This window comes from Geodermatophilus siccatus (assembly GCF_900103785.1).
GTDB classification, from domain to species: domain Bacteria; phylum Actinomycetota; class Actinomycetes; order Mycobacteriales; family Geodermatophilaceae; genus Geodermatophilus; species Geodermatophilus siccatus.
Window position 1 is genome coordinate 1 of record NZ_FNHE01000019.1, and the last position, 23,443, is coordinate 23,443.

21 protein-coding genes and 2 rRNA genes are annotated in these 23,443 nt (G+C 77.1%); 19 read left to right on the forward strand and 4 right to left on the reverse strand.

What is annotated here, in order from left to right:
* The 4 genes from BLS21_RS23315 to BLS21_RS23330 all read left to right on the forward strand — a co-directional run.
* Positions 1-89 (forward strand): 23S ribosomal RNA (locus tag BLS21_RS23315); the annotation flags it as partial.
* A 137-nt stretch (positions 90-226) separates the two neighbouring features.
* Positions 227-343: ribosomal RNA gene (rrf, locus tag BLS21_RS23320) — 5S ribosomal RNA — on the forward strand.
* 882 nt (positions 344-1,225) lie between these two features.
* On the forward strand, positions 1,226-2,152 hold the full coding sequence (locus BLS21_RS23325; protein WP_091224042.1) for a tetratricopeptide repeat protein: 927 nt from the start codon (positions 1,226-1,228) through the stop codon (positions 2,150-2,152).
* A 99-nt stretch (positions 2,153-2,251) separates the two neighbouring features.
* The gene (locus tag BLS21_RS23330) at positions 2,252-2,608 is read left to right on the forward strand and encodes a single-stranded DNA-binding protein (RefSeq protein ID WP_091224223.1); all 357 of its coding nucleotides are present in this window, start codon (positions 2,252-2,254) and stop codon (positions 2,606-2,608) included.
* 8 nt (positions 2,609-2,616) lie between these two features.
* On the opposite strand, the gene BLS21_RS23335 is transcribed toward BLS21_RS23330, so the two are convergent.
* Positions 2,617-3,900: a DUF1015 domain-containing protein gene (locus BLS21_RS23335; protein WP_091224045.1), complete on the reverse strand. Its 1,284-nt coding sequence runs from the start codon at positions 3,898-3,900 to the stop codon at positions 2,617-2,619.
* 108 nt (positions 3,901-4,008) lie between these two features.
* On the opposite strand from BLS21_RS23335, the gene BLS21_RS23340 reads away from it, so the two are divergent.
* Together BLS21_RS23340 and BLS21_RS23345 are read left to right on the forward strand one after the other, a co-directional pair.
* Entirely contained in the window at positions 4,009-4,404 is a 396-nt protein-coding gene (locus BLS21_RS23340; RefSeq protein WP_091224047.1) for a tetratricopeptide repeat protein, read from the forward strand.
* A complete protein-coding gene (locus tag BLS21_RS23345) occupies positions 4,401-5,474 on the forward strand; it encodes an HAD-IIA family hydrolase (protein ID WP_091224049.1) in 1,074 nt (357 codons plus the stop codon). The genes BLS21_RS23340 and BLS21_RS23345 overlap by 4 nt, the downstream gene beginning before the upstream one ends.
* Positions 5,475-5,553: 79 nt before the next feature.
* Here the strand turns inward: BLS21_RS23345 and BLS21_RS23350 are convergent, their stop codons facing one another.
* Entirely contained in the window at positions 5,554-5,871 is a 318-nt protein-coding gene (locus tag BLS21_RS23350) for an alkyl sulfatase C-terminal domain-containing protein (RefSeq protein ID WP_245700715.1), read from the reverse strand.
* 212 nt (positions 5,872-6,083) lie between these two features.
* Here BLS21_RS23350 and BLS21_RS23355 point away from each other — a divergent pair, with 212 nt between their 5' ends.
* From BLS21_RS23355 to BLS21_RS23375, 5 genes are all read left to right on the forward strand, one after another.
* Positions 6,084-6,350, forward strand: coding sequence for a hypothetical protein (locus BLS21_RS23355; RefSeq protein ID WP_091224052.1), 267 nt, complete (start codon positions 6,084-6,086; stop codon positions 6,348-6,350).
* Positions 6,350-7,147 (forward strand): TlyA family RNA methyltransferase, encoded by a 798-nt coding sequence (locus tag BLS21_RS23360; RefSeq protein WP_091224054.1) that lies wholly within the window; start codon positions 6,350-6,352, stop codon positions 7,145-7,147. Before BLS21_RS23355 ends, BLS21_RS23360 begins: the two co-directional genes overlap by 1 nt.
* Positions 7,148-7,304: 157 nt before the next feature.
* Complete coding sequence (locus tag BLS21_RS23365) at positions 7,305-8,339, forward strand: NAD kinase (RefSeq protein WP_091224056.1); 1,035 nt, start codon at positions 7,305-7,307, stop codon at positions 8,337-8,339.
* A complete protein-coding gene (gene recN, locus BLS21_RS23370) occupies positions 8,314-10,149 on the forward strand; it encodes a DNA repair protein RecN (RefSeq protein WP_217636255.1) in 1,836 nt (611 codons plus the stop codon). The genes BLS21_RS23365 and recN overlap by 26 nt, the downstream gene beginning before the upstream one ends.
* A 179-nt stretch (positions 10,150-10,328) precedes the next feature.
* Positions 10,329-10,991 carry a class I SAM-dependent methyltransferase gene (locus BLS21_RS23375; RefSeq protein WP_245700717.1) on the forward strand — a complete coding sequence of 221 codons (663 nt, stop codon included), beginning with the start codon at positions 10,329-10,331 and terminating at the stop codon, positions 10,989-10,991.
* Positions 10,992-11,162: 171 nt separating this feature from the next.
* Here the strand turns inward: BLS21_RS23375 and BLS21_RS23380 are convergent, their stop codons facing one another.
* A complete protein-coding gene (locus tag BLS21_RS23380; protein WP_091224060.1) occupies positions 11,163-12,014 on the reverse strand; it encodes a TetR/AcrR family transcriptional regulator in 852 nt (283 codons plus the stop codon).
* A 215-nt stretch (positions 12,015-12,229) separates the two neighbouring features.
* Between BLS21_RS23380 and steA the strand changes: the two genes are divergently transcribed.
* From steA to BLS21_RS23420, 8 genes are all read left to right on the forward strand, one after another.
* On the forward strand, positions 12,230-13,366 hold the full coding sequence (gene steA / locus BLS21_RS23385; RefSeq protein WP_245700719.1) for a putative cytokinetic ring protein SteA: 1,137 nt from the start codon (positions 12,230-12,232) through the stop codon (positions 13,364-13,366).
* The gene (locus BLS21_RS23390) at positions 13,363-14,313 is read left to right on the forward strand and encodes a copper transporter (RefSeq protein ID WP_091224063.1); all 951 of its coding nucleotides are present in this window, start codon (positions 13,363-13,365) and stop codon (positions 14,311-14,313) included. Before steA ends, BLS21_RS23390 begins: the two co-directional genes overlap by 4 nt.
* Positions 14,310-15,161, forward strand: coding sequence for a hypothetical protein (locus BLS21_RS23395; protein WP_091224065.1), 852 nt, complete (start codon positions 14,310-14,312; stop codon positions 15,159-15,161). The genes BLS21_RS23390 and BLS21_RS23395 overlap by 4 nt, the downstream gene beginning before the upstream one ends.
* A 73-nt stretch (positions 15,162-15,234) precedes the next feature.
* The gene (gene murJ, locus BLS21_RS23400) at positions 15,235-16,860 is read left to right on the forward strand and encodes a murein biosynthesis integral membrane protein MurJ (protein ID WP_091224067.1); all 1,626 of its coding nucleotides are present in this window, start codon (positions 15,235-15,237) and stop codon (positions 16,858-16,860) included.
* Positions 16,853-17,974, forward strand: coding sequence for a glycosyltransferase family 4 protein (locus tag BLS21_RS23405; protein ID WP_091224167.1), 1,122 nt, complete (start codon positions 16,853-16,855; stop codon positions 17,972-17,974). Before murJ ends, BLS21_RS23405 begins: the two co-directional genes overlap by 8 nt.
* Entirely contained in the window at positions 17,971-20,388 is a 2,418-nt protein-coding gene (locus BLS21_RS23410; RefSeq protein ID WP_091224169.1) for a hypothetical protein, read from the forward strand. Before BLS21_RS23405 ends, BLS21_RS23410 begins: the two co-directional genes overlap by 4 nt.
* The gene (locus BLS21_RS23415) at positions 20,363-22,117 is read left to right on the forward strand and encodes a CTP synthase (RefSeq protein WP_245700721.1); all 1,755 of its coding nucleotides are present in this window, start codon (positions 20,363-20,365) and stop codon (positions 22,115-22,117) included. Before BLS21_RS23410 ends, BLS21_RS23415 begins: the two co-directional genes overlap by 26 nt.
* Positions 22,117-22,716, forward strand: coding sequence for an NUDIX domain-containing protein (locus tag BLS21_RS23420; RefSeq protein WP_091224171.1), 600 nt, complete (start codon positions 22,117-22,119; stop codon positions 22,714-22,716). The genes BLS21_RS23415 and BLS21_RS23420 overlap by 1 nt, the downstream gene beginning before the upstream one ends.
* Before the next feature lie 71 nt (positions 22,717-22,787).
* Here BLS21_RS23420 and BLS21_RS23425 read toward each other — a convergent pair whose 3' ends face one another.
* Positions 22,788-23,438, reverse strand: coding sequence for a hypothetical protein (locus tag BLS21_RS23425; protein ID WP_139177270.1), 651 nt, complete (start codon positions 23,436-23,438; stop codon positions 22,788-22,790).
* Positions 23,439-23,443 lie beyond the last annotated feature (5 nt).

Consider the following 23,443-nt stretch of genomic DNA (forward strand, 5'->3'; position numbering starts at 1 on the left):
CCGCCCAGACCAGCGGGTTGATAGGCCGGAGGTGGAAGCACCGCGAGGTGTGGAGCTGACCGGTACTAACAGGCCGAGGGCTTGACCACACGACCACACCATCCCCCACCTGCGCGCGGGGGCGGTCGAAGCAGAAAGCAGTCACGCGTCCACTGTGCGGTTCTGAACGCACCAACCCCACGCCCGAAATGCGGGCGCCCCCGGGGGGTCGACAGGTGCACAGTGTTACGGCGGCCATGGCGAGAGGGAAACGCCCGGCACCATTCCGAACCCGGAAGCTAAGCCTCTCAGCGCCGATGGTACTGCCCCGGAGACGGGGTGGGAGAGTAGGACGCCGCCGGACAACCACTCCAGAACGGGGGTCAGAGCCACGTGCTCTGGCCCCCGTTCTGTCATTTCCGCACACTCCTGCAGCACCCGCGCGTGCTGCTCCCAGTTCTGAGGTACGCACACGGTCATGACTTCACCGCGACGAGGCGCCGGCGGTACCGGCGGACAGGGACCCCGAGGAGGCCGTGGCGGCTCCGGACAGGGCCGTCCGCAGGGACGGGGCGCGGGCGGAGGCGCGGCCGGTCGCGGCGGACAGGGCGCCTGGCAGGGGCGGCGACGCACCGGTGGCCGTTCCGAGGACAGCCGAGGGGGGTGGCAGGAGCGCCGGCCCGAGGGTGACCGGTCGCAGCGTCGTCCCCAGGGTGAGGGCGACCGGCCGGAGAGGGCCGGGCGGTCCGACTGGCGGGACCGACGACCGCAGCGGGAGGGTGGTCCGGGAGCCAGCGGTCCCCGTCGCGAGTGGCAGGACCGTCGGCCGCAGGGCGACCGGCCCACCGGTGGGCGCGCCGACTGGCGCGATCGGCGTCCGCAGGGGGACCGGACGCAGGACGACCGCCCCGCCCGTGCGGAGCGGAACCGCCCGGGGGGAGGGGGCTGGCAGGACCGGCGCCCGGCACGAGAGCGCAGTGACTGGCAGGACCGTCGCCCGACCGGGGAGCGGGACCAGGGTGCCCGCACCGGGTGGCGGGATCGACCCCGCGCGGCGCGCGCCGACGGCGCCGCGCCGGACCGGCGTCCGCAGCGTCCCGGCGGGTCGAGGAGCGAGTGGCAGCCCCGGGAGGGCCGCTCGGGCGCACCGCGCAGCGACTGGCGCGACCGCCGTCCCGGCGACGACCGTCGCGGGCGCCCCGAGCGTGCAGAGCGGCCCCGCCATGGGGGGGACCGCACGCCACCGGTGCCGGCGGGCCCGGAGGTCCCGGAGTGGGCGGACCCGCGCGACCTCGACCAGTCGGTGCGGGCGGCGCTGCGGGGCCTGGACCCGCGGAACGCCCAGAAGGTGGCCGGCCACCTCGTCGTCGCCGGCACGCTCGTCGACGACCAGCCCGAGGAGGCGCTCGCCCACGCGCGGGCGGCCCGGGACCGGGCGTCGCGCATCGCCGTCGTCCGGGAGGCCGTCGGCGTGGCCGCGTACCACGCCGGCGACTACGCCGAGGCAGCCCGCGAGCTGCGCGCCTACCGCCGGATGAGCGGCGACCCCGGGTATCGGGCGGTGCTCGCCGACTGCGAGCGGGCGCTGGGGCGTCCCGAGGTGGCGCTGCGGCTGGTGCGCGAGGCGCTGGCCGGGCAGCCCGATGCCGAGGAGGCCGTCGAGCTCCGCCTGGTCGAGGCTGGGGCGCGGCAGGACCTGGGTGAGCTCCCGGCGGCCCGGCTCGTCCTGGAGGCTGCCCTGGGCGGCTCCCCGCGGCCGGACTCGGTCGACCTCACCGACCCCACGGTGCTGCGCCTGACGAGCGCCTACGCCGACCTCCTCGAGGCGGCCGGCGAGGCAGCGGCCGCCGAGCAGTGGCGCGCCGCGGTGGCCGTCCACACGCCGGAGGAGGACGTCGAGTTCTCCGAGGAGGAGCTGTCCGGAGCCGATATGGCTCCGGACGAGGACTCCGCTGCGGCGGGGACCGGGTCGGAGTCCGCCGTGCCGGCCGACGCGGCCGAGGACGCGGACGACCGGGACGGCGTCGACGTCGGCGACCACGACGAGGACGAGGACGAGGACGTGGACGAGGACGTGGCGGCCGGCGACTACGACTTCGACCAGGACGTCGAGGCCGAGGTCGCCGAGTTGCTGGGTGAGACCGACGCGACCGAGGACGACGCCGAGCACTGACCACCGACAGCTCCAGCGGTGTCGTCCACACCGCCGTCCTCGGTCCACAGCCCGCCGACGGGCCTGGTCCGGCCCGGAGCGCGCGGCGAGGCTGCCGTCATGAGCGTGGCTGTCATCGACCGGAACGACGTGGTGCTCCGCGGGAGGCTGTCCGCCCCCGCCGAGGTCAGGACCCTGCCCAGCGGTGACACGCTGGTCAGCTTCCGGCTGGTGGTGCGCCGGCCCGAGCCTCGGGCCAGGGGGCAGTCGACCGACACGCTGCCCTGCATCACCTACGACCGTGCGCTGCAGCGGCGGATCACGGCCTGGCAGGCCGGTGACGTCGTCGAGGTCGAGGGCGCGCTGCAGCGACGGTTCTGGCGGACCGCCTCCGGCACCGCGTCGGTGACGGAGGTCAACTGCCGGCGCGGGCGCAAGGTGCCCCGGTCGGCGGGCCCTGACGCCCGCACCGCCTGAGCGGCCGGTCAGTCCCCGTGCGGCCGCAGCACCAGGCCCGTGCGCGGCTTGGGCACGAACAGCGTCGACTTGCGCGGCATGCGGGCGTTCGCCCGGGCCACGGCGGCGACGTCGGCCGGCGAGGGAGCGCGCAGCAGCACGGCCACGCCGCGGCGGTTCCGTGCGCCGTCGAGCGCCTCCCCGACACCGTGCGCGATGAGCACACCCCCGTGGTCGTCGTCGCGGCCCCACAGCCGCTGCACCAGGCCGTGGTGGGCGAGCACGACGTCCAGGCCGCGCCAGGCCGCGGGCGCCTCCGCGGGGACGGCGGCGAGCACCTGGTCCGAGGGGGAGTCCAGCCGCACCACCCGGGAGCCGTCACTGACGAGCAGGCCCGACTCGGCGGGGTCGGTGATCCACCCCTCGACGACCTCGGCGGCACCGCCGACCCCCGCGAGCTCGGTGACCCGGAAGCCGGCCGCGGCCGCGGGGAGCGCCTCGTCGAGGGCCAGGTCGGGCACCACCCGGTGGATCGGCTGCACCCGGAGCCCACCCGGTCCCATGGGGGTGACCAGGGCGAGGATGGCGTGCGCCCCGTAGGCCCGCGCGGCGGCGAAGCGGTGGTGCCCGTCGGCGATGACCGCGCCGGTCTCGGCGAGCGCCGTGGTGACCGCCGCGCTGAGTGCCGGGTCGGCGACCCGCCACAGGGCGTGCCGGACGCCGTCGGCGTCGGTCACCTCGAGCGTCGGCGCGCCGTCCTGGGCCGTGGCGGTCAGTGCCGGGACATCGGGCTGCGGGTCGTGCGCCAGCACGATGGGCTCCAGGTCGGTCGCGGTGGCCGCGAGCAGGGCGCGGCGTCCCTCCACGGCGACCGGGAAGGTGTCCTCGTGCGGCAGGACGGCGCGGGAGCCGGCCCGCGGCAACCCGACCGCCCCCAGCCAGCCGACCGTCTCGGGAGCGCCGTCGCCGGGGCGCATGGTGTACACCCACAGCGCCGCGCCGCGGTCGCGCTCCAGCACGCCGCTGGTCTCCCAGTCGCGGAGCGTGGCGGCGGCCCCGGCGACGGAGCGGCGCGTCGCGTCGGCGCCATCGGGGCCGGACGCGACGCCGGGCAGGATGAGGCGCACGATGTTGTGCGGATCGGCGGCGGTCAGCCGGTCCCGCCCCTCCGGGGTCACCAGGTCGTAGGCTGGCGAGCTCACCCGGGCCAGGTGGCCGGGGTCTCGTCGCCGGTAGGTGAGGGCGCGGAAGGGCCGGACCTCGAGTCCCGTCGCAGCTGCTGGGTGCGCGGAGTCCGCCGACGACGAGAGCACGACGGGAATCGTAGGAGCGGTGCGCTCCGCTCGGTGCCGGTCGCGGGCTGCGGGGGAGAGCCGGCGGCGTCGACACCGTCCGGCGGCACCCGGACCGAGGGAGCGGCGGTGACCGACGCGGGGGTGCCCGACGGCGACGTCTACGACTGGTACCAGCGGGGACTGCAGCTGCTGGCCAACCGGGACCCGGCCGCGGCCGCGACGATCCTGGCGCGCGCCGCCGAGGCCGAACCCGGGTCGCGCAGCCTGCTGGAGGCCCTGGCACGCGCCCAGTACGACGCCGGCCGCTACGCCGAGGCCGTGGGTACCTTCCGCGAGCTGACCGTCCGCAACCCGGCCGACGACTACGCGCAGTTCGGCCTGGGTCTGGCGGCCAGCCGGGCCGGCGACCTGGACCTGGCCGCCGAGCACCTGGCCCTCGCCGTGGCGATGCGGCCCGACCTCGGCCACTACTCCCGGGCACTGCGCGGCGTGCGGGCCCGCCGCGGCGGGGAGCCCTCGTGAGCGGCGCACCGGTCCCGCTGTCGGCCGGCGCCGCCGAGCCGCCCTGCCACGCCTACGACGTCGCGCTGCTCGACCTGGACGGCGTCGTCTACGTCGGTCCCGAGGCGGTGCCGGGCGTGCCCCGGGCGCTGGCGGCGGTACGCGCTGCAGGCATGCGGCTGGGCTTCGTCACCAACAACGCCTCCCGGACGCCGGACGAGGTCGCCGGGCACCTCACCGCCCTCGACGTCCCGGCGGACGCCACCGAGGTGATCACCAGCTCGCAGGCGGCGGCCACCGTCGTCGCGCAGCGGCTCGGCGCCGGCGCCCGCGTGCTGCCCGTCGGCGGTCCCGGGGTCGCCGCCGCGCTCGAGGCCGCGGGACTGACCGTGGTGAGCCGCGCCGAGGACGAGCCGCTCGCGGTGGTGCAGGGCTACGGCCGCGACGTCGGGTGGACCGAGCTGGCCGAGGCCGTGGTGGCGGTGCGCAACGGCGCCGAACACGTCGCCACCAACGCCGACGCGACCATCCCCTCGCCGCGCGGCCCGCTGCCCGGCAACGGCGCGCTGGTGGGCGTGGTCAGCGCCGTGACCGGCCGGCGTCCGCTGGTGACCGGCAAGCCGGACCCGGCCATGCACGCCGAGTGCGTCCGGCGGACGGGCGCACGCCGTCCACTGGTCGTGGGCGACCGGCTGGACACCGACGTCGAGGGCGGGCGCCGGGCCGGCGCGGCGACGCTGCTGGTCCTCACCGGCGTGACCGATCCGCCGGTCCTGCTCGCCGCCGGCCCGGACCAGCGGCCCGACCTGCTCGCACCGGACGCCGGCGGACTGCTCACCGCCCACCCGGGCGTGGTCGCCGAGGACGGTGGGTGGCGCTGCGGGGCGTGGACGGTCCGGTGCGGCGACGGACCCCTGCGGCTGCGCCGGGACGGCGTCGGGGCACCCGCGAGCGCCGACGGCCTCGACGGACTCCGTGCCCTCTGCGTCGCGCACTGGGGGCGGCACCCCGAGGCCGCCGCACCGGTGCAGGTGACGGCCGACGACGAGGCCGCCGCCGTCGTGCTGCGGCAGTGGGGCCTGCCGTCCTGAGGTGGCCCGCTGAGCCGCACGGCCCTCCTGCAGGGGCCCGTCGCCGGCCTGCGAGCGGAGGGGCGCAGGAGGGCCTCCCTCAGAGCAGGGAGCGCAGCCGGAGCATGTCCCGCAGGCCGGCCTCCAGCTTCACCCGCCCCGACGCCCAGGCCGGGCCGAACGACAAGCGCCCGTCGGTCAGCGCGAGGAGGTCGTCACTGGTCATGGTGAGCCGGATGTCGGCCTTCTCCACCGACGAGCCGTCGGACTCGGTCCGCAGCTCGCGCACCGAGCCCCGGGCCAGCCGGCCGCGGACGACCTGCCCGAGGTCGGTCAGCCGGCAGGACAGGCTGCGGTCGAGGCCCTGGGCCGCCGGCTTGGCCGCGAGATCGCCGAGGATGCCCTCGAGGGCGGTCATGCACTGCTCCATCGTCGCCACGCGGGCACGCCTCCATCGCGTTCGGGGACCGGGCGGCCGAACGCTAGCGCCCGTCGCCGGCCCGTGTGCGTCGCCCCCGGCCGGTACCCTCGCGGGCCGGGGGAACAGCACCGGGCCGTGCCCGGACCGCCGGTCCCCGAGGTCCTGCCGGCGCCCGCTCGCGCCGCGCCCGTCCACCCGAGAGGACCGCGATGACCGACCCGTCCCGACCGCGACCGGTCCCGGGGCCGCCCCGGCCCGGCCCGTGGGGCGGTCCGGCGCCGGTCCCCGCCGCAACGGCGTCCCCCGAGGCGGTGCCGGTCGCGGTGCCGGTCGCGGTGCTGGTGGAGGCGCCGGCCGCGGACGAGGGTGCGCCGTTCGCCGACCTCGCCCTGCGACCGGTGGTCGAGCACGTCGCCGTCTTCGAGGCCGAGCACGCCCGGCTGCAGCGCGAGCTCGGCACGATCGACCAGCTCTGATGGTCCGCCGCAGCCGGCTCGACGCGGAGCTCGTGCGACGGGGTCTGGCCCGCTCCCGGGAGCACGCCGTCGCCCTCATCGCCGAGGGCCGGGTCGCCGTCTCCGGGCGGGCCGCCACCAAGCCCGCCACCGGGGTCGACGCCAACACGCCCGTCGTCGTGCGCACCGATCCCGACGAGCCCACCTGGGTCTCCCGCGGGGCCCACAAGCTGCTCGGCGCGCTGGAGGCCTTCCCCGTCCCGGTCGAGGGCCGGCGCGCGCTCGACGCCGGCGCCTCCACCGGCGGCTTCACCGAGGTGCTGCTGCGCCGCGGCGCCCGGGAGGTCGTGGCGGTCGACGTCGGCTACGGGGAACTGGCCTGGTCGCTGCGCACCGACGAGCGGGTGCGGGTCCTGGAGCGCACCAACGTCCGCACGCTCACTCCCGAGCAGGTCGACGGCCCGGTGGACCTCGTCGTCGCCGACCTGTCGTTCATCTCGTTGCGCCTGGTGCTCCCCGCCCTCACCGCCTGCGCCACCCCCGAGGCCGACCTGCTGCCGATGGTCAAGCCACAGTTCGAGGTCGGCCGCGAGCGCCTCGGCGCCGGCGGCGTGGTGCGCGACCCGGCGCACCGGCAGGACGCCGTCCTGACGGTGGCGCGGGCAGCCGCCGAGCTGGGGTGGGGGACGGCGGGCGTCGTCGCCAGCCCGCTGCCCGGGCCGGCCGGCAACGTCGAGTTCTTCCTCTGGCTGCGCCGGGACGCCGCGCCGCCGCGGGAGGACGAGGTGCGCCGCGCCGTGGAGGAGGGCCCGTCGTGACGGGTACCCACCACCCGTCGGCCAGCGAGCACCGCGGCCGCGCCGGCACCCCGCCGGCGAGCACCCCCCGAGGAGGACCAGTGATCGAGCTCGCGAGGTCACCCAGGGACACAGCAGGGCCTGGCACGCGACCGACGAGCGCCAGCGAGGAGGAAGCGTGACAGAGGTCAGCCCCACCGTCTGGGCACCCAGCGGCAGTCGGCACGTGCTGCTCGCCGTGCACACCGGCCGCCAGGACATCGTCGAGCTCGCCCGCAGCTCCGCCGCCCGCCTGGCCAAGGGCGGCATCACCGTGCGGGTGCTGGAGGACGAGGCGGAGGCGCTCGGCATCGAGGGCGCCCAGGTGGTGTCCGCGGACGCCGAGGCCGCGCGTGGCGCGGAGATCGTCATGGTCTTCGGCGGCGACGGCACCTTCCTGCGCGCCGCCGAGCTCGCCCGCTACAGCAACGCCGCGCTCATGGGCGTCAACCTCGGCCGGGTCGGCTTCCTCGCCGAGACCGAGCCCGAGGCGGTCGAGGAGACCCTCACCGCGATCGAGCAGTGCGAGTACTCGGTCGAGAAGCGCCTGGCCATCGAGGTCGACGTCCTCGACGCGACCGGCGCCGTCGTCGGCGGCACCTGGGCGCTCAACGAGGCGTCGGTGGAGAAGTCCGAGCGCTCGCGGGTGCTCGACCTCGTCGTGGCCATCGACGGCCGCCCGCTCACCAGCTTCGGCTGCGACGGCGTCCTCTTCGCCACGCCCACCGGGTCCACGGCCTACGCGTTCTCCGCCGGCGGGCCGGTCGTGTGGCCCGACGTCGAGGCGATGCTGGTCGTCCCGTCCAACGCGCACGCGCTGTTCTCCCGCCCGCTGGTCACCTCACCGGACTCGGTGCTCACCGTGGCCATCCCGGCCGACGGCAACCGCGCCCGCGTGTCCGCCGACGGGCGGCGCGCGCTGGAGGTGCCCGAGGGCGGACGGGTCGACGTCCGCCGGGCCGCCCGGCCGGTGCGCATCGCGCGGGTGCACAAGACCACGTTCGGCGACCGGCTGGTGGCCAAGTTCGGCCTGCCGGTGCGCGGGTTCCGCGACGCCCGCCGGCACGACCCGGGCCACGAGATGGCTCCGGACCGCAACGTGCTGACCCGCGGCTGGGTCCGCGGGGACGGGGAGGAGGGAGGCCGCGGTGGCGGCACGGACGACGACGCGTGAGACCCGGCGGCCGGCCCGCGCGGCGCGGCCGGCCGAGCCGGTCGCCGCTCCCGAGCCGGCCGACGGCGGGACGACGCAGGGCCGGCTGACCGAGCTGCGCATCCGCGGCCTCGGGGCCATCGACGACGTCACCCTCGAGCTCGGTGACGGCCTGACGGTGGTCACCGGGGAGACCGGCGCGGGCAAGACGATGGTCGTCACCGGGCTGACGCTGCTCTTCGGTGGCCGGGCCGACCCCGGCCGCGTGCGCGCCAACGGGCGGGCCGGCGTCGAGGGACGGCTGGCCCTGCCCGCCGACTCCCCGGTGTGGGAGCGGGCGGCCGACGCCGGCGCCGACCCCGACGACGACGGCACGCTGATCCTGGCCCGCACGGTCAGCGCCGAGGGACGGTCGCGCGCCCACCTCGGCGGGCGCAGCGTCCCGGTCGGTGTCGTCGCCGAGCTGGCCGAGGGGTTGCTCGCGGTGCACGGGCAGAGCGACCAGCTGCGGCTGTCCCGCCCGGCCGAGCAGCGCCGGGCACTGGACCGCTACGCGGGCACCGACCACCTGGAGCTGCTGGACCGCTACCGCGAGGCGTACGGCCGGTGGCGGCAGCTGGCCGGCGACCTCGAGCGCCGCCGCAGCCAGGCCCGGGAGCTGGCGCAGGCCGCCGACGTCCTCCGGCACGGGCTGGAGGAGATCGACGCTGTGGGCCCGCAGCCGGGAGAGGACGACGAGCTGGACACCCAGGCGCGGCGGCTCAGCGACGCCGACGCGCTGCGCGCCGCCGCCGACGAGGCCCGCACCGCGCTGGTCGGCGACGTCACCGGCGACCTCGGGAACGACCTGCCGCAGGACGCCAGCGCCGCGCTGGCCATCGCCGAGCGGGCGCTGGCCGCCTCCGACGACCCCACGCTGGTGATGCTGGCCCAGGACCTGAACGACGCGGTCGCGGTCGTCTCCGACGTCGCCGGCCAGCTCGCCAGCTACGTCGCCGACCTCGACGCCGACCCCGCGCGGCTGGCCGAGGTGATGGACCGCCGGGCGGCGATCACCGCACTGGTGCGCAAGTACGCCGACGTCGGCGAGGGGGTGGCCGGCGTCCTGGCCTGGGCGGAGGACGCCCGCCGCCGGCTGGACGAGCTCGACGTCTCCGACGAGGCGCTCGAGGCGCTGGAGGCCGCGCGCGACGCCGCCCGGGCCGAGGTCGACGACCTCGGCGCGCAGGTGTCGGCCGGGCGACGGGCGGCGGCCGACGGTTTCGCCGCCGAGGTGGGCCGGGAGCTGGCCGGGCTGGCCATGAAGAGCGCCCGCGTCTCGTTCTCCATCGAGAGCGACCCGGACGCCCCCGGCCCCGACGGCATCGACGAGGTGGCGCTGCTGATGGCCGCGCACCCCGGCGCCCCGCCGCGGCCGGTGCACAAGGGCGCCTCCGGCGGTGAGCTGTCGCGGGTGATGCTCGCCATCGAGGTGGTGTTCGCCGGGGCCGACCCGGTGCCGGTGATGGTCTTCGACGAGGTCGACGCCGGGGTCGGCGGGCAGGCCGCGGGGGAGATCGGCCGGCGGCTGGCGCGGCTGGCGCGGCGGCACCAGGTCGTCGTCGTCACCCACCTGGCGCAGGTCGCCGCGTTCGCCGACACCCACCTGGTCGTGGACAAGTCCCCGGACACCGGTGCGGGCGTGACCGCCACCGACATCCGGGCGGTCGACGGCGAGGACCGGGTCCGCGAGCTGGCCCGGATGCTCTCCGGGCTCGCCGACAGCGACACCGGTCAGGCGCACGCCCGGGAGCTGCTGGCCGTGGCGGCCACGGCCCGGGCAGCGGCGTGACCAGGTGGAGGGATGGCAGGAGTGACGGCGGAACGAGTGGGGTAGGGCCGGATCGTGCCCCACCGACGTCGCACCGCCGCAGCTGCGCGGCCTCTCGCCCACCGCCCGCTGACCGGCGCCGCCCGGTGAGCTGTTTCTCCTCCGCCGACGAGTCGGCGCACTACGGGTTCAGTGTCTGCATGCTGCTCACGCAGTACCGGGAACAGCTGGGCTGGGCGCGCGAGGGCGTCGTCGAGCTCGGCACCGGTGACGCCACCGCCATCGCCGACGTGGTGGCCGGTCTGCCGGAGCTGCGGCTGCGCAGCTTCGACATCAGCGCTACGTCGGTCGAGCGGGCCCGGGAGAACATCGCCGCCCGCGGGGTCGCCGACCGGTACACCGTGGAGCTCGGCGACTTCTTCGACGGCGCCGACTCCGCAGCCGGGGAAGTGGCGTCCACGGTGATCGCCAACCCGCCCTACATCCCGGCACCGGACCGCGACATCCTCATGCCCGAGCTGTGGGGCGGGGTGTACGGCAACGACCTGGTGCTGCAGCTGCTCAAGGCCGGTTACCGCAACGTCGTCACCGCGGTGCCCAGCTACGCCGACCCGGAGACGACGGTCCGGACGGCGGAGGACCTCGGCTACCGGGTCGCGAACTTCCTCGCGATGGGCCTCGACTACGGCGAGTACAGCAGCGAGCCCAAGGTGCGCGACCACATCCGCCGGTTGGTCGCCGAGGGCCGGGGCTGGGCGGGGGAGGGCGAGTACATGGTCGCCGTCGCGCTGTTCACCCAGGACCCGGACATCCCCGGCGACCGCGCCGGCCAGTTGCTGCGGGCGCTGCAGATCACCACCTGACGCTGCAGATCACCACCTGACGGTTCCGTCCCGGGGCGGCTTCGAGGTGCGTCGCCCCGCGAGGCGGCGTGAGGAGTGGGGCCCGGAGGGTCCGGCGACGAGGGCCGGGCGGGGCTCAGCTCATCTGGGGGACGGCACCTGGCCGCGGTGTCGGCCGGTAGGCCGACGGTGTCAACGCCGCTTGGCGTAGCCGGCGAGGCCGAACTGCAGCAGCGCCAGGCCGCGCTCGCCGCGGGCGCGGAGCTCGGCCGACAGCTCCGGACCGGACACCCCGGCGAGCACCCGGTCGCGAGCCAGCTCCAGCAGCGCGGCGTAGAGGCTGAGCACCGCGTGCGCGGCCAGCCACGGCGCCAGCTCACCGGGCTCCGCCTGCGTCTCCTCGGCGATCAGCTCGGCGAGCGCCGTGGTCAGCTCGCCGATGATCTCGCGCTCGCGCACCTGCAGGGTGCGGCTGCCGCGGATCACCTGCGCCATCTCCGCCACACCGGCCGCGGCCTCGGGCGCGCCCAGCCCGCTCATCGCCCGGACGATGAAGGTGCCGGCCGCCGCGCTCACCGACTCCCCGGCGGGCCGGGTGCGCACCGTCTCGAGCAGCGCCGCGCGCATCGGCGGGTCGGCCTCGAAGACCAGCCCCTCCTTGACCGGGAAGTGGTTGAACACCGTCTTCTCGACCACGCCGGCGCGCTGGGCGATCTCCACGACGCTCACCGCGTCGAAGCCGCGCTCGGCGAACAGCTCGGCGGCGGCCTCGATGATCGTGGCGCGGGTCTGCTGGCGGCGCCGCTCGCGCAGGCCCGGTCCGCGCAGGGCACGCCGGCCGCGGCGTCCGCGAGCGGGCTGCTCCGGCTCGGTCGGCGCGGGGGGAGCGGCCGGGGTGGTGGCTCCGGGCAGCGGGGGCGTCCCGTCGTCGGTCCCGGCCGGCGGCTCGGGCGCGGACAGCTCGTGGACGACCGCGTCGGGCGCCTCCGGCCGGACCTCGTCGTCGGATTCCGTACGACCGACCGCCCGCGCCCCTGGAGTCACCCGGACAACGCTAGACAGCCTGCCTGAGTGCGCCGGAGGGGATCGTCGGCCATTCGGGCCCGGCGTGTCGCCGCCCCGTGGTGTCGGTCACTCTGCGTGACCGAGAAGTCGTCGATGCGCGTCGGAGGACAGCGGTGTCGAGCCTCCGTGGGAGAGTGCAGGCCATGCGCATCGGCTCCCTCCGCCGTGGCCGGGCGCCGGAAGCGGCCCCCGGAGTGACCGGCACCGTGCGGCTGGACCGCCGCACCAAGAACCTCACCAAGCGGCTGCGCCCGGGGGACGTCGCGGTCATCGACCACGTCGACATCGACCGGGTCAGCGCGGACTCCCTGGTCGCGTGCAAGGTCGCCGCGGTGGTCAACGCCGCGCCCAGCACCTCCGGCCGCTACCCGAACCTCGGCCCCGAGATCCTCGTCAACGCCGGCATCCCGCTCGTCGACGGCGTCGGCAAGGACGTGCTCTCGGCGGTCAAGGAGGGGACGGCGGTCCGCGTCGACGGCAACCAGCTGCTGCTGGAGGACGGCACCGTCGTCGCCGAGGGCACCCAGCAGACCGCGGAGTCCGTCGCCGAGGCGATGGCCGAGGCGCGGGCCGGGCTGTCGGTCCAGTTGGAGGCGTTCGCCACCAACACGATGGAGTACATGAAGCGCGAGCGCGCGCTGCTGCTCGACGGCGTCGGCGTCCCCGACGTGGTCACGCCGATCGAGGGCCGGCACGTGCTGGTCGTCGTCCGCGGCTACGACTACAAGGAGGACCTGCAGGCGCTGCGGTCCTACATCCGGGACTACCGCCCGGTGCTGATCGGCGTCGACGGCGGGGCGGACGCGCTCGTCGAGGCCGGATACCGCCCGGACATGATCATCGGTGACATGGACTCGGTGAGCGACGAGGTCCTGAAGAGCGGCGCCGAGGTCGTCGTCCACGCCTACGCGGACGGCCGCGCGCCGGGCCTGGCCCGGGTCCAGGACCTCGGCGTCGAGGCGATCACCTTCCCGGCCGCCGCCACCAGCGAGGACATCGCGATGCTGCTGGCCGACGAGAAGGGCGCCTCGCTGATCGTCGCCGTCGGCACCCACGCCACCCTGGTGGAGTTCCTCGACAAGGGCCGCGGTGGCATGGCCTCCACCTTCCTCACCCGGCTGCGGCTGGGCGGCAAGCTCGTCGACGCCAAGGGCGTGAGCCGGCTCTACCGCAGCCGCATCTCGACGCTGACCCTGGTCGTCCTGGTGCTCGCCGCCTTCATCGCCATCGGGTCGGCCCTCGCCGTCTCCGCGGCCGGCCGCGTCTACCTCGACCTGATGGTCGACCAATGGAACAGCTTCGTGTTCTGGCTGGAGAACCTCCTCTCGTGATCGACTTCCGCTACCACCTGGTCTCGCTGATCGCGGTCTTCCTGGCCGTCGCGCTGGGCATCGTCATCGGCACCACGGCGCTCAACGCGCCGATCCTCGAGGACCTCGAGGGCCAGGTGGCCACGCTCACCGAGGACAAGCGGGACCTGGAGACCCAGACCCGGGAGCTGCAGGCCCAGCTGGACACGAGTGACGCCTTCGAGGAGGCCGTCGCCCCCGCGCTGGTCGCCGGCAGCCTGGCCGGGCGCAGCGTCGTGCTGGTCGCCACCGAGGACGTCGCCGCCGACACGGTCGAGGAGGTCTCCACCCTCGTCGGCCAGGCCGGCGGCACCCTGACCGGCACCATCCGGCTGCAGCCGGAGTACAGCGACCCGGCCACCGCCGCCGAGGTGCAGAGCTACGTGACCGGGCCGGGCCTGCCGACCGGCGTCACGCTGCCCGAGACCGACGACACCGGCCAGCTGGTCGGCTCGCTCCTGGCCCAGGTGCTGATGCGCCCGACGGCGCCCGGCGCCCCCGCCCCGGACACCGCCGCCCTCTCCTCCGTGCTGGCGGGCCTGCGGGCCCTCGACGTCCTGGACGTCGAGTCCAGCTCGGTCACCCCGGCCGACTTCGCGGTGGTGCTGACCGCCGGCGCCCCGGCCGAGGAGGACGGCGAGCAGCGCACCGACGCGCTCGTCGACCTGGCGCTGGCCCTCGACGCCGCCGGCTCGGGCGCCGTCGTCGCGGGGGACGCGGCCTCGGCCGGCGAGACCGGTCTGGTCGGCGTCATCCGGGCCGACCCGGAGAACTCGGTGGCCGTCTCGACCGTGGACAACGTCGACTCGGCGTCCGGCCGGATCAGCACGGTGCTCGCGCTCGGGCGGGAGAGCGCGGGCACCTCGGGTGCCTACGGCACGGGTGAGGACGCCCAGCCGGTCCCGCCGGTCCCCAGCGCGACCCCGTGACCCGCCGGAGCGCCGACGGCGGCGGGCGGCGCCGGGCGCTGCTCGCCCTCGCCGGCGCCGCCGCGGCCCGGCTGGGCCTGGCCGGTGCCGCCGCGCTCGACGCGAGCCCGGCCGGCGCGCCCTGGCGGCGCACCAACCACGCCGGCCGTCCGGTGACCCTGCTCGGCGGCCCGGCCCTGGCGCTGGCCGCGACGGCGTCCGCGGTGGCCGGCGCCCCTGCGGGCGCCCGCGCGGCCGCCGCGCTGGTCGGCAGCGTGTCCGGGCTGGTCGGCGGCTACGACGACCTCGCGGGCGCACGCCCCGAGCAGGCGCGGGACAAGGGGCTGGCCGGGCACCTGCGCGCGCTGCGCGCCGGGCGGGTGTCGGCCGGTGCGGTGAAGGTCGCCGGCATCGGCGCCGCAGCCGCCGCCGCGGCCCTGCTCACGCGGCGGGACCGCGGGCTGGTCGACGCCGTCCTCACCACCGGGCTGGTCGCCGGCACCGCCAACCTGGTCAACCTGCTCGACCTGCGTCCCGGCCGCGCGGCCAAGGCCGCCGCGCTCGCCGCCGCCGCGGGTCTGGGGAGCCCGCCGGGCGCGCTCGTCGCCGGGCCGCTCGGCGCGAGCCTCGCCGTGCTGCCGGCCGACCTGGGCGAGCGGGTCATGCTCGGCGACTGCGGCGCCAACGCCGTCGGCGCCCTCCTCGGGCTGCGGCTGGCCGCGGTGCCGGGGCGCCCGGCGCGGGCCGGGGCCCTCGCGGTGGTCGTCGGGCTCACCCTGGCCAGCGAACGGGTGAGCTTCACGCGGGTCATCGAGGCCACCCCCGTCCTGCGGGAACTGGACCGGCTCGGCCGCCGCCGCGGTGCGTGAGCGAGCTCGCGAGCTCACCAGTGGGTGGAGCGAGCCGGCGCACGTGGCCGACGAGCGCCGGCGAGGAGGTCGCATGAGTCCCCGGCAGGTCGTCCAGGGGGTCGCCGGCGCCGCCGCGCTGATCGCCGTCCTCACCGTGCTGGCCCGGCTGGCCGGGTTCGGCCGCACCCTGGTGTTCACCAACGCCGTCGGCGCCGGCAGCACCGGGGACACCTACCTGGCGGCGAACAGCGTCCCGAACATCGTCTTCGAGGTGGTCGCCGGCGGTGCGCTGGCCAGCCTCGTCGTCCCGATGCTGGCCGGCGGCATCGCCACCGGCGACCGCGAGCAGGTGCGGCGCACCGCCTCGGCGCTGCTCGGCTGGAGCCTGCTGGTGCTCACCCCGCTGGCCGTGCTGCTCGCGGTGTGCGCCGAGCCGGTCGCCCGGCTGCTGCTGGGCTCGCAGGACCCGGGGCAGGTCGACCTCGCCGCCCGCTTCCTCGTCGTCTTCGCCCCCCAGGTCGTGCTGTACGGCATCGGGATCGTGCTCACCGGCGTGCTGCAGGCGCACCGCCGCTTCGCCGCGCCCGCGCTCGCGCCGCTGCTGTCGAGCGTGGTCGTCGCCGGGGCCTACCTGGCCTTCGCCGCGATCGGCGGCAGCCGGACGGCGGAGGGGCTGAGCACCCCCGCGGAGCTGGTGCTGTCGGTCGGGACGACGCTCGGCGTGGCCGCGCTGTCGCTGTCCCTGCTGCTGCCGGTGCGGCGGCTGCGCCTCGGGTTGCGGCCGTCGCTGCGCTTCCCGGTGGGCGCCGCGCCGCGGGTGCGCCGGCTGGCCGTGGCCGGCGTGCTCACCCTCGCCGGGCAGCAGCTGCTGGCCGCGGTGGCGATCCGGCTGGCCAACGCCGGCGCGCCCGACGGCACCCAGGTGGTCTACGCCGCCGGGCTGACGGTGTTCCTCGTGCCGTGGGCCGCGCTAGCGGTGCCGCTGGCGACCTCGGCCTACCCGGGGCTGGCCGAGCGGGCCGAGACCGGCGACGAGGCCGGGTTCCGCCGGGCGCTGGCCCCGGTGACCGCCCTCGTCGTCGTCGCCTCGACCGTCGCCGCGGCGGTGCTGGTCGCGGTCGCCGGGCCGATGGCGGGGGTGTTCCTCGCCGGGGAGCCGGCGGGCGTGGTGGGCGCGCTGCGCGACACGATCGTCGCCTTCGCCCCGGGGCTGCCCGGCTACGGGGTGGTGGCGGTGCTCTCCCGCGCGCTCTACGCCCGCGGCCTGTGGCGGGCGCCGACGGCGTGCGTGCTCGGCGGCTGGCTGCTCGCGGTGGCGGCGAACGTCGTCCTCGCCGCGGTGCTGCCCGCGGCCGACCGCGGCGTCGCCCTGGCCGCCGGGCACAGCGCCGGCGTCACCGTGGCCGGGCTGGCGCTGCTCGCCGTCGTCGCGCGGGTCGTGGGTCCGGCCGGGCTCGCCGGCGTCGTCCGGACCGGGCTGCCCGCGCTGCTCGCCGCCGCGCTCGCCGCCGCCGCGGGGCTGGCCGTCGCCGGCGCGCTCGGCGCCGACCCGGTCCCGCAGGGCCGCCTCGTCGCGACCGTCGGCGCCGGGGCGCTCGCCGCGGCAGCCGCACTGGCCGTCGCCGCGGCGGTCATGATGGGAACCGCGCGGCGTCCGCTGGTGGCGGCGGTGCGCGGGCTGCGTCGGAGCGATCCCCAGGAGGTGCACGGTGGCTGAGCGGCTCCCGCTGCAGGGCCGCCGGGTGGCCGAGGTCCTGGCCACCAGCACCGGTGGGGTGGGCACGCACGTGCGCGCGGTGCTGCCCGCCCTCCTCGCGGCCGGCGCCGACGTGCGGGTGTGCGGGCCCGCCGCGACCGAGCGGCTGTTCGGCTTCACCGCCGCGGGTGCCGCCTTCGCGCCCGTCGAGATCTCCGCGGGCCTCTCCCCGGGAGCCGATGCCCGCGCCGTCGCCGCGCTGCGCCGCGCCACCGCCGCCGCCGACCTGGTGCACGTCCACGGCCTGCGCGCCGGCCTGCTCGCCGCGGCCGCCCGCGGGCGCAGCGGCCGGCCGCTGGTGCTCACGCTGCACAACGCCCTGCCCGAGCGCGGGGGCGCGCTGCGCCGGGTGCTGCGGCTGGCCGAGCGCGCCACGATCCGCGGCGCCGACGTCGTCCTCGCCGCCTCCGGCGACCTCGCCGAGAACGCCTGGCGACAGGGGGCGCGCGACGTGCGGGTCGCGCCCGTCTCCGCCCCGCCGCTGCCGGCCCCGGCCCGGCCGGCCGCCGAGGTGCGCGCCGAGCTCGGGGTCGCCGACGGCCGCCCCCTGGTGGTCGCCGTGGGGCGGCTGCACCCGCAGAAGGGCTACGACGTCCTGCTCGACGCCGCCGCCCGGTGGGCCGCCGGTCCGCGCCCCCCGCTGGTCGCCGTGGCCGGCGACGGACCGCTGCACGACGAGCTGGCCGCCCGCATCGCCGCCGAGCGGCTGCCGGTGGTGCTGCTCGGCCGGCGCGGCGACGTCGCCGACCTGCTGGCCGCCGCCGACCTCGCCGTCCTGCCCTCGCGGTGGGAGGCCCGCTCGCTCACCGCGCAGGAGGCGCTGCGCGCCGGCACCCCGCTGGTGGCCACCCGCACCGGCGGCCTGCCCGAGCTGCTCGGCGACGGCGCGGCCCTGGTGCCGGTCGGCGACGCCGCGGCGCTGGCCGACGCGATCACCGGCCTGCTCGGCGACCCGGCGCGCGCCCGGGCGCTGGCCGAGGCCGGCAGCCGGCAGGCGGCGACCTGGCCCGACGAGGCCGCCACCGCCCGCCAGCTGGTCGCCCTCTACCGCGAGCTGCTCGGCGCACCGCGATGAGCCGGCTCGGGGCGCTGCTGCTCGCCGTCCTCGCGGTCCTGTTGACCGCCGTGCCGGTCCCCGCCGCTCCCGCGGCCGCCGCGCCGGCCGAGGGGGCGAGCGCCGACCGCGTGGTCGTCGTCGGCGTCCCCGGTCTGGTGTGGGACGACGTCGACGCGCAGGCGACGCCGGCGCTGTGGGCGCTGGCGGAGAGGTCGCCGATCGGCGCGGTGTCGGTGCGGGCCGCGCGCGCCACCAGCTGCGTGCTCGACGGCTGGGCGACCCTGGGAGCGGGCAACCGGGCCCGCTTCCCGGCCCCCGACGAGTCGATGCCGCCGGTGCCGCTGCCGACCGTGCCGCTGCCTCCCGAGGCGCCGGCCGATCCGGGTGCCCAGCCGTCGCAGGAGCAGACCCCGCCGGTGCCGCCGGCCAGCCCCGCGCTGTCGCACTGCGGCCTGCAGGAGCGGCTGGCCGCGGCCGGGCTGGCCGATCCGCAGGCCGCCGTCGCCGCGGCCGCCGACGACCCCGCCACGGCCCGCTTCGGCGCCGAGCCCGCGGCGCTGGGGGCGGCGGTCGGCTGCGCCACCGTCGTGGGCCGGGCACCGGCGCTGGCCGTCGCCGCGCCCGGCGTGACCACCGGCCAGCGCGACGAGCTGCCCGCCGACCCCGGCGAGCTGCTGAGCGGCTGCCCGCTGGTGCTGGTCGGCCTCGACGACCTGGTGGACGCCGGGGAGCCGGGGCTCGAGGGCAGCGACACCGGCACCGAGCCGCGGCCCCGCGCCGCCGCGCTCGCCGCCATCGACGCCGCGCTCGGCCGGTTGGTCGAGGCCGTGGCCGCGGCGCCGGGGGAGACGCTGCTGCTGGTCCAGGGCGTCTCCGAGGTCAACGACGGGCGGGCGCAGCTGCACGTCGGCATCGCCTCCGGGCCGGGGTTCGGCGAGCCGCGCTGGCTGACCTCGGCGAGCACCGGGCGGGCGCCGTTCGTGCAGCTGATCGACGTCGCGCCCACCGCCCTCGCCGCCCTGGGCCTGGAGCGGCCTGCGTCGATGAACGGGCAGGCGCTGCAGGCCGACGGCGAGCGGCCGCCGCTCGCCGAGGCGATCGAGGCGCTCGAGCAGGCCAACACCGCCGCCTCCGTCCACTACCGCAGCACGGGCACGTTCTTCTGGGCCCTCGTGCTGCTCGACGCCGCCGTCGTCGGCCTGGGCCTGCTCGCGGCCGGGGGACGGCGCCGCGACCGGGCACCACGCCCGGGCGGGGAGCGGCTGCGTCGCGCGCTGCGCCCGGTGGCCCTCGGGGCCGCCGCGGTGCCGGTCGCCAGCTACCTCGCCGGGCTGCTGCCCTGGGAGCGCGCCGGCGTGCCGCGCCTGGCGCTGGCCGGGAGCGTGCTGCTCGCCGCGCTGGCGGTGCTGGCGATCGCCGCGCTCGGGCCCTGGCGGCGGCGCCCGCTGGGCCCGCCGGTCGTCGTCCTGGCGGTCACGCTGGGCACCCTCGTCGGCGACGTCCTGACCGGGTCCACCCTCGAGCTCAACGGGCTGCTCGGCTACGACCCGATCGTGGCCGGCCGGTTCACCGGCTACGGCAACCTCGGCTTCGGCCTGCTCGCGGTCAGCGCGCTGCTGCTCACCGCCCTCCTCGCCACCGCCGCCGCCCGCCGGGCCCCCGCGGGCCGGGCGCGGGCGGTCACCGCGGCCGTCGTGCTCGGCGCCGGGGCGCTCACGGTGCTGGTCGTCGGGTCGCCGGCGCTGGGCCGCGACTTCGGCGGGGTGCTGGCGGCGCTGCCCGGTTTCCTGCTGCTGGCGATGCTGCTGACCGGCACCCGCGTGACGGTGGCCCGGATGGCGGCGGTGCTGGCGCTGGCCGTGGCGGCGGTCGGCTCGCTGGCCTACGTCGACTGGCTGCGGCCGCCCGCCGAGCGCAGCCACCTGGGCCGCTTCGTCGAGCAGTTGCTCACCGGCGAGGCGTGGACGGTGGTGACCCGCAAGGCGGAGGCCAACCTGGGCATCCTGTTCGGCAGCCCGCTGGCCTGGCTGCTGCCGGGCGCGCTGGTCGCCGCCGTCTGGCTGGTGCGCCCGGCGGCGGGACGGTGGGGGAGGTGGCTGCAGCGCCGGCTGCCGGGGCCGCTGCGCGGGCCCGGGCTGCTGCGCGGCCGCCGCGACCTGCTGCCGCCGGGCGACCGCGCGGTGCTGCGGGCCGGGCTGCTGGCCATCGCGCTCAGCCTGGCGCTGGGAGCGGCGGCCAACGACTCCGGGGTGGCCCTGCCGGCGACGGCGGCGTCCCTGCTGGTGCCGCTGCTGGTGTGGCTCGCGGCGGGTCCGCGGGACCCGGGCGGGGGAGGCGCGACGGGAGCCGACGGCACGGCCGCGGGCCCGGCGGGGGAGGGGGCCGATCGTGTTACGGTGGTCTCCCGTGGATCGACCGCATGGAACGCGTGACCATGACTACGAGCTGCATGACTTCGGGGCGAGGACTCTGCTCCACAACTCCCAGCCGACGAAGTTCGTCTTCGTCACCGGCGGGGTCGTCTCCTCCCTCGGCAAGGGCCTGACGGCCAGCTCCCTCGGGGCGTTGCTGTCCAGCCGAGGCCTGCGGGTCACCATGCAGAAGCTGGACCCCTACCTCAACGTCGACCCCGGGACGATGAACCCGTTCCAGCACGGCGAGGTGTTCGTCACCGAGGACGGCGCCGAGACCGACCTGGACATCGGGCACTACGAGCGGTTCCTCGACACCGACCTCACCGGCCGGTCGAACGTGACCACCGGCCAGGTCTACTCGGACGTGATCGCCAAGGAGCGGCGCGGCGAGTACCTCGGTGACACCGTGCAGGTCATCCCGCACATCACCAACGAGATCAAGTCGCGGATCATGGCCGCGGCCGAGGGTCCCGAGCGGGTGGACGTCGTCATCACCGAGGTCGGCGGCACCGTCGGCGACATCGAGTCGCTGCCCTTCCTGGAGGCCGCCCGCCAGGTGCGCCACGAGATCGGCCGGGACAACTGCTTCTTCCTGCACATCTCGCTGGTGCCCTACATCGCGCCGTCCGGGGAGCTGAAGACCAAGCCGACGCAGCACTCGGTGGCCGCGCTGCGCAACATCGGCATCCAGCCCGACGCGCTGGTGTGCCGCTCGGACCGGGAGATCGGCACCGGCCTCAAGCGCAAGATCAGCCTGATGTGCGACGTCGACGCCGAGGGCGTCATCTCCTGCCCCGACGCGCCGTCGATCTACGACATCCCCAAGGTGCTGCACCGCGAGGGCCTGGACGCCTACGTCGTCCGCCGGCTGGGCCTGCCGTTCCGGGACGTCGACTGGACCGTGTGGGGCGACCTGCTCGACCGGGTCCACGCGCCGAAGCAGACGGTGACGATCGCGCTGGTCGGCAAGTACATCGACCTGCCCGACGCCTACCTGTCGGTCACCGAGGCGCTGCGGGCCGGCGGGTTCGCCCACCGCAGCCGGGTGGAGATCCGCTGGGTGCCCTCCGACGACTGCCAGACCCCGGAGGGCGCCGAGCGCGCGCTGGCCGGTGTCGACGGCATCTGCATCCCGGGCGGGTTCGGCGTGCGCGGCATCGACGGCAAGCTCGGCGCGATCCGGCACGCCCGGGTCAACGGCATCCCGCTGCTGGGCCTGTGCCTGGGCCTGCAGTGCATGGTCATCGAGGCCGCGCGCAACCTGGCCGGGCTGCCCGAGGCCAACTCCGCCGAGTTCGACCCGGACACCCCCGACGCGGTCATCGCGACGATGGCCAGCCAGGTCGACGTCGTCGCGGGCCGGGGGGACATGGGCGGCACGATGCGGCTGGGCAGCTACCCGGCGTCCCTGCAGAAGGGCTCGGTCGTCGCGCAGGCCTACGGCTCCACGGAGATCACCGAGCGGCACCGGCACCGCTACGAGGTGGCCAACGCCTACCGCGACCGGATCGGGGAGGCCGGGCTGGTCTTCTCGGGCACCTCGCCCGACGGCCTGCTGGTCGAGTTCGCCGAGCTGCCGCGCGAGGTCCACCCGTTCTTCGTCGGCACCCAGGCCCACCCGGAGCTCAAGAGCCGCCCGACCCGGCCGCACCCGCTGTTCGCGGCGTTCGTGCAGGCAGCGATCGACTTCTCCGAGTCCGCGCGGCTGCCCGTGCCGCTGGACGAGGACGAGAAGGTCGGGATCTGATGGTGGAGCCCGCCCGGCCGGGGGAGTACGAGGTCCTCGCCACCGAGACCGTGCACGAGGGCCGCATCATCACCCTCGTCCAGGAGACCGTCGCGATGCCCGGCGGCGGGGACAGCGTGCGGGAGATCGTCCGGCACATCGGCGCCGTGTGCGTCGCCGCGGTGGACGACGAGGGACGGGTCGTGATGGTCCGCCAGTACCGGCACCCGGTCCGCGGCTACCTCTGGGAGCTGCCCGCCGGCCTGCGCGACGCCGACGGCGAGGCCCCGCTGGCCACCGCGAAGCGCGAGCTCGCCGAGGAGGCGGGCCTGGCGGCCGAACGCTGGTCGCTGCTGGCGAACAACTACTCGACGCCGGGCTTCTGCGACGAGCAGATCCTCATCTACCTCGCCGAGGGGCTCTCGGCCGTCGACCGGCCGGAGGGCTTCGTCGTCGAGCACGAGGAGCTCGACATGACCGTGGAGCGGGTGCCGCTGGACGAGGCGGTGCAGCGGGTGTTCTCGGGCGGGATCCGCAACTCCTCGGCGGTCATCGGCGTGCTCGCCGCGGCGCAGGCCCGGGCGACCGCGCCGCGGCTGCGCCCCGCCGACGCCACGTAGGGGGAGGACCCCGTCCTCCCCACCGCTCGCACGCTCGCGGCGGGACCCGGGACGGGGCCGCTGTGGTCCTCTCAGCCGATGGTCACCGGCTGCGACGTGCCCACCTGGACCCAGCGCAGCACGCCGAACGTGTCGGGCACCTCCTCCTCGAGCCAGAACACGTAGGGGACGCCGGACGTCAGCCCGGCGAACGCCACCGTGACCGGCACGCAGTCGGCGGGCTGGGGCGCGATCGACGACGGCGGCTCGGGCTGCAGGCCGGGCACCAGCCGCTGGCTGACCGCCTGCACCCGGTACCGCCGCACCTCGGTGTGCCCGTCGGCCTGCCAGCTCACCGTGGCCGACGCGACGCCGGGCACCACGCCGGGGAGGATCTGCCGGGGATTGGCGTAGCCGCCGCACGACGAGGGCGGCGGGTCGGTGTCGGGCAGAACGCCGTGGGGGACACCGGGGCGCACCCGCACCTCGACCTGCCGGGGACGCGGGACGTCCACTCCGCTCACCGGCGGAACGGCGGCCGGCGCGGCCGGGGGCGGGGCGACGACGGTGACCGGGCGGGGGAGCGCCGCCGCGGGCGCCGGGACCGCGGGCAGCGCCGTCCGGGAGGCGGTCACCGTCGCGGCGACCTCGGTGACCGGCCCGCTGAGCGCGATCAGCCCGACCGCCGCCACCGCGGCGACCGTGCCGGTCCCGCGTCCCCGTCGTCGTGCCCGTCGTGCCACGCGGT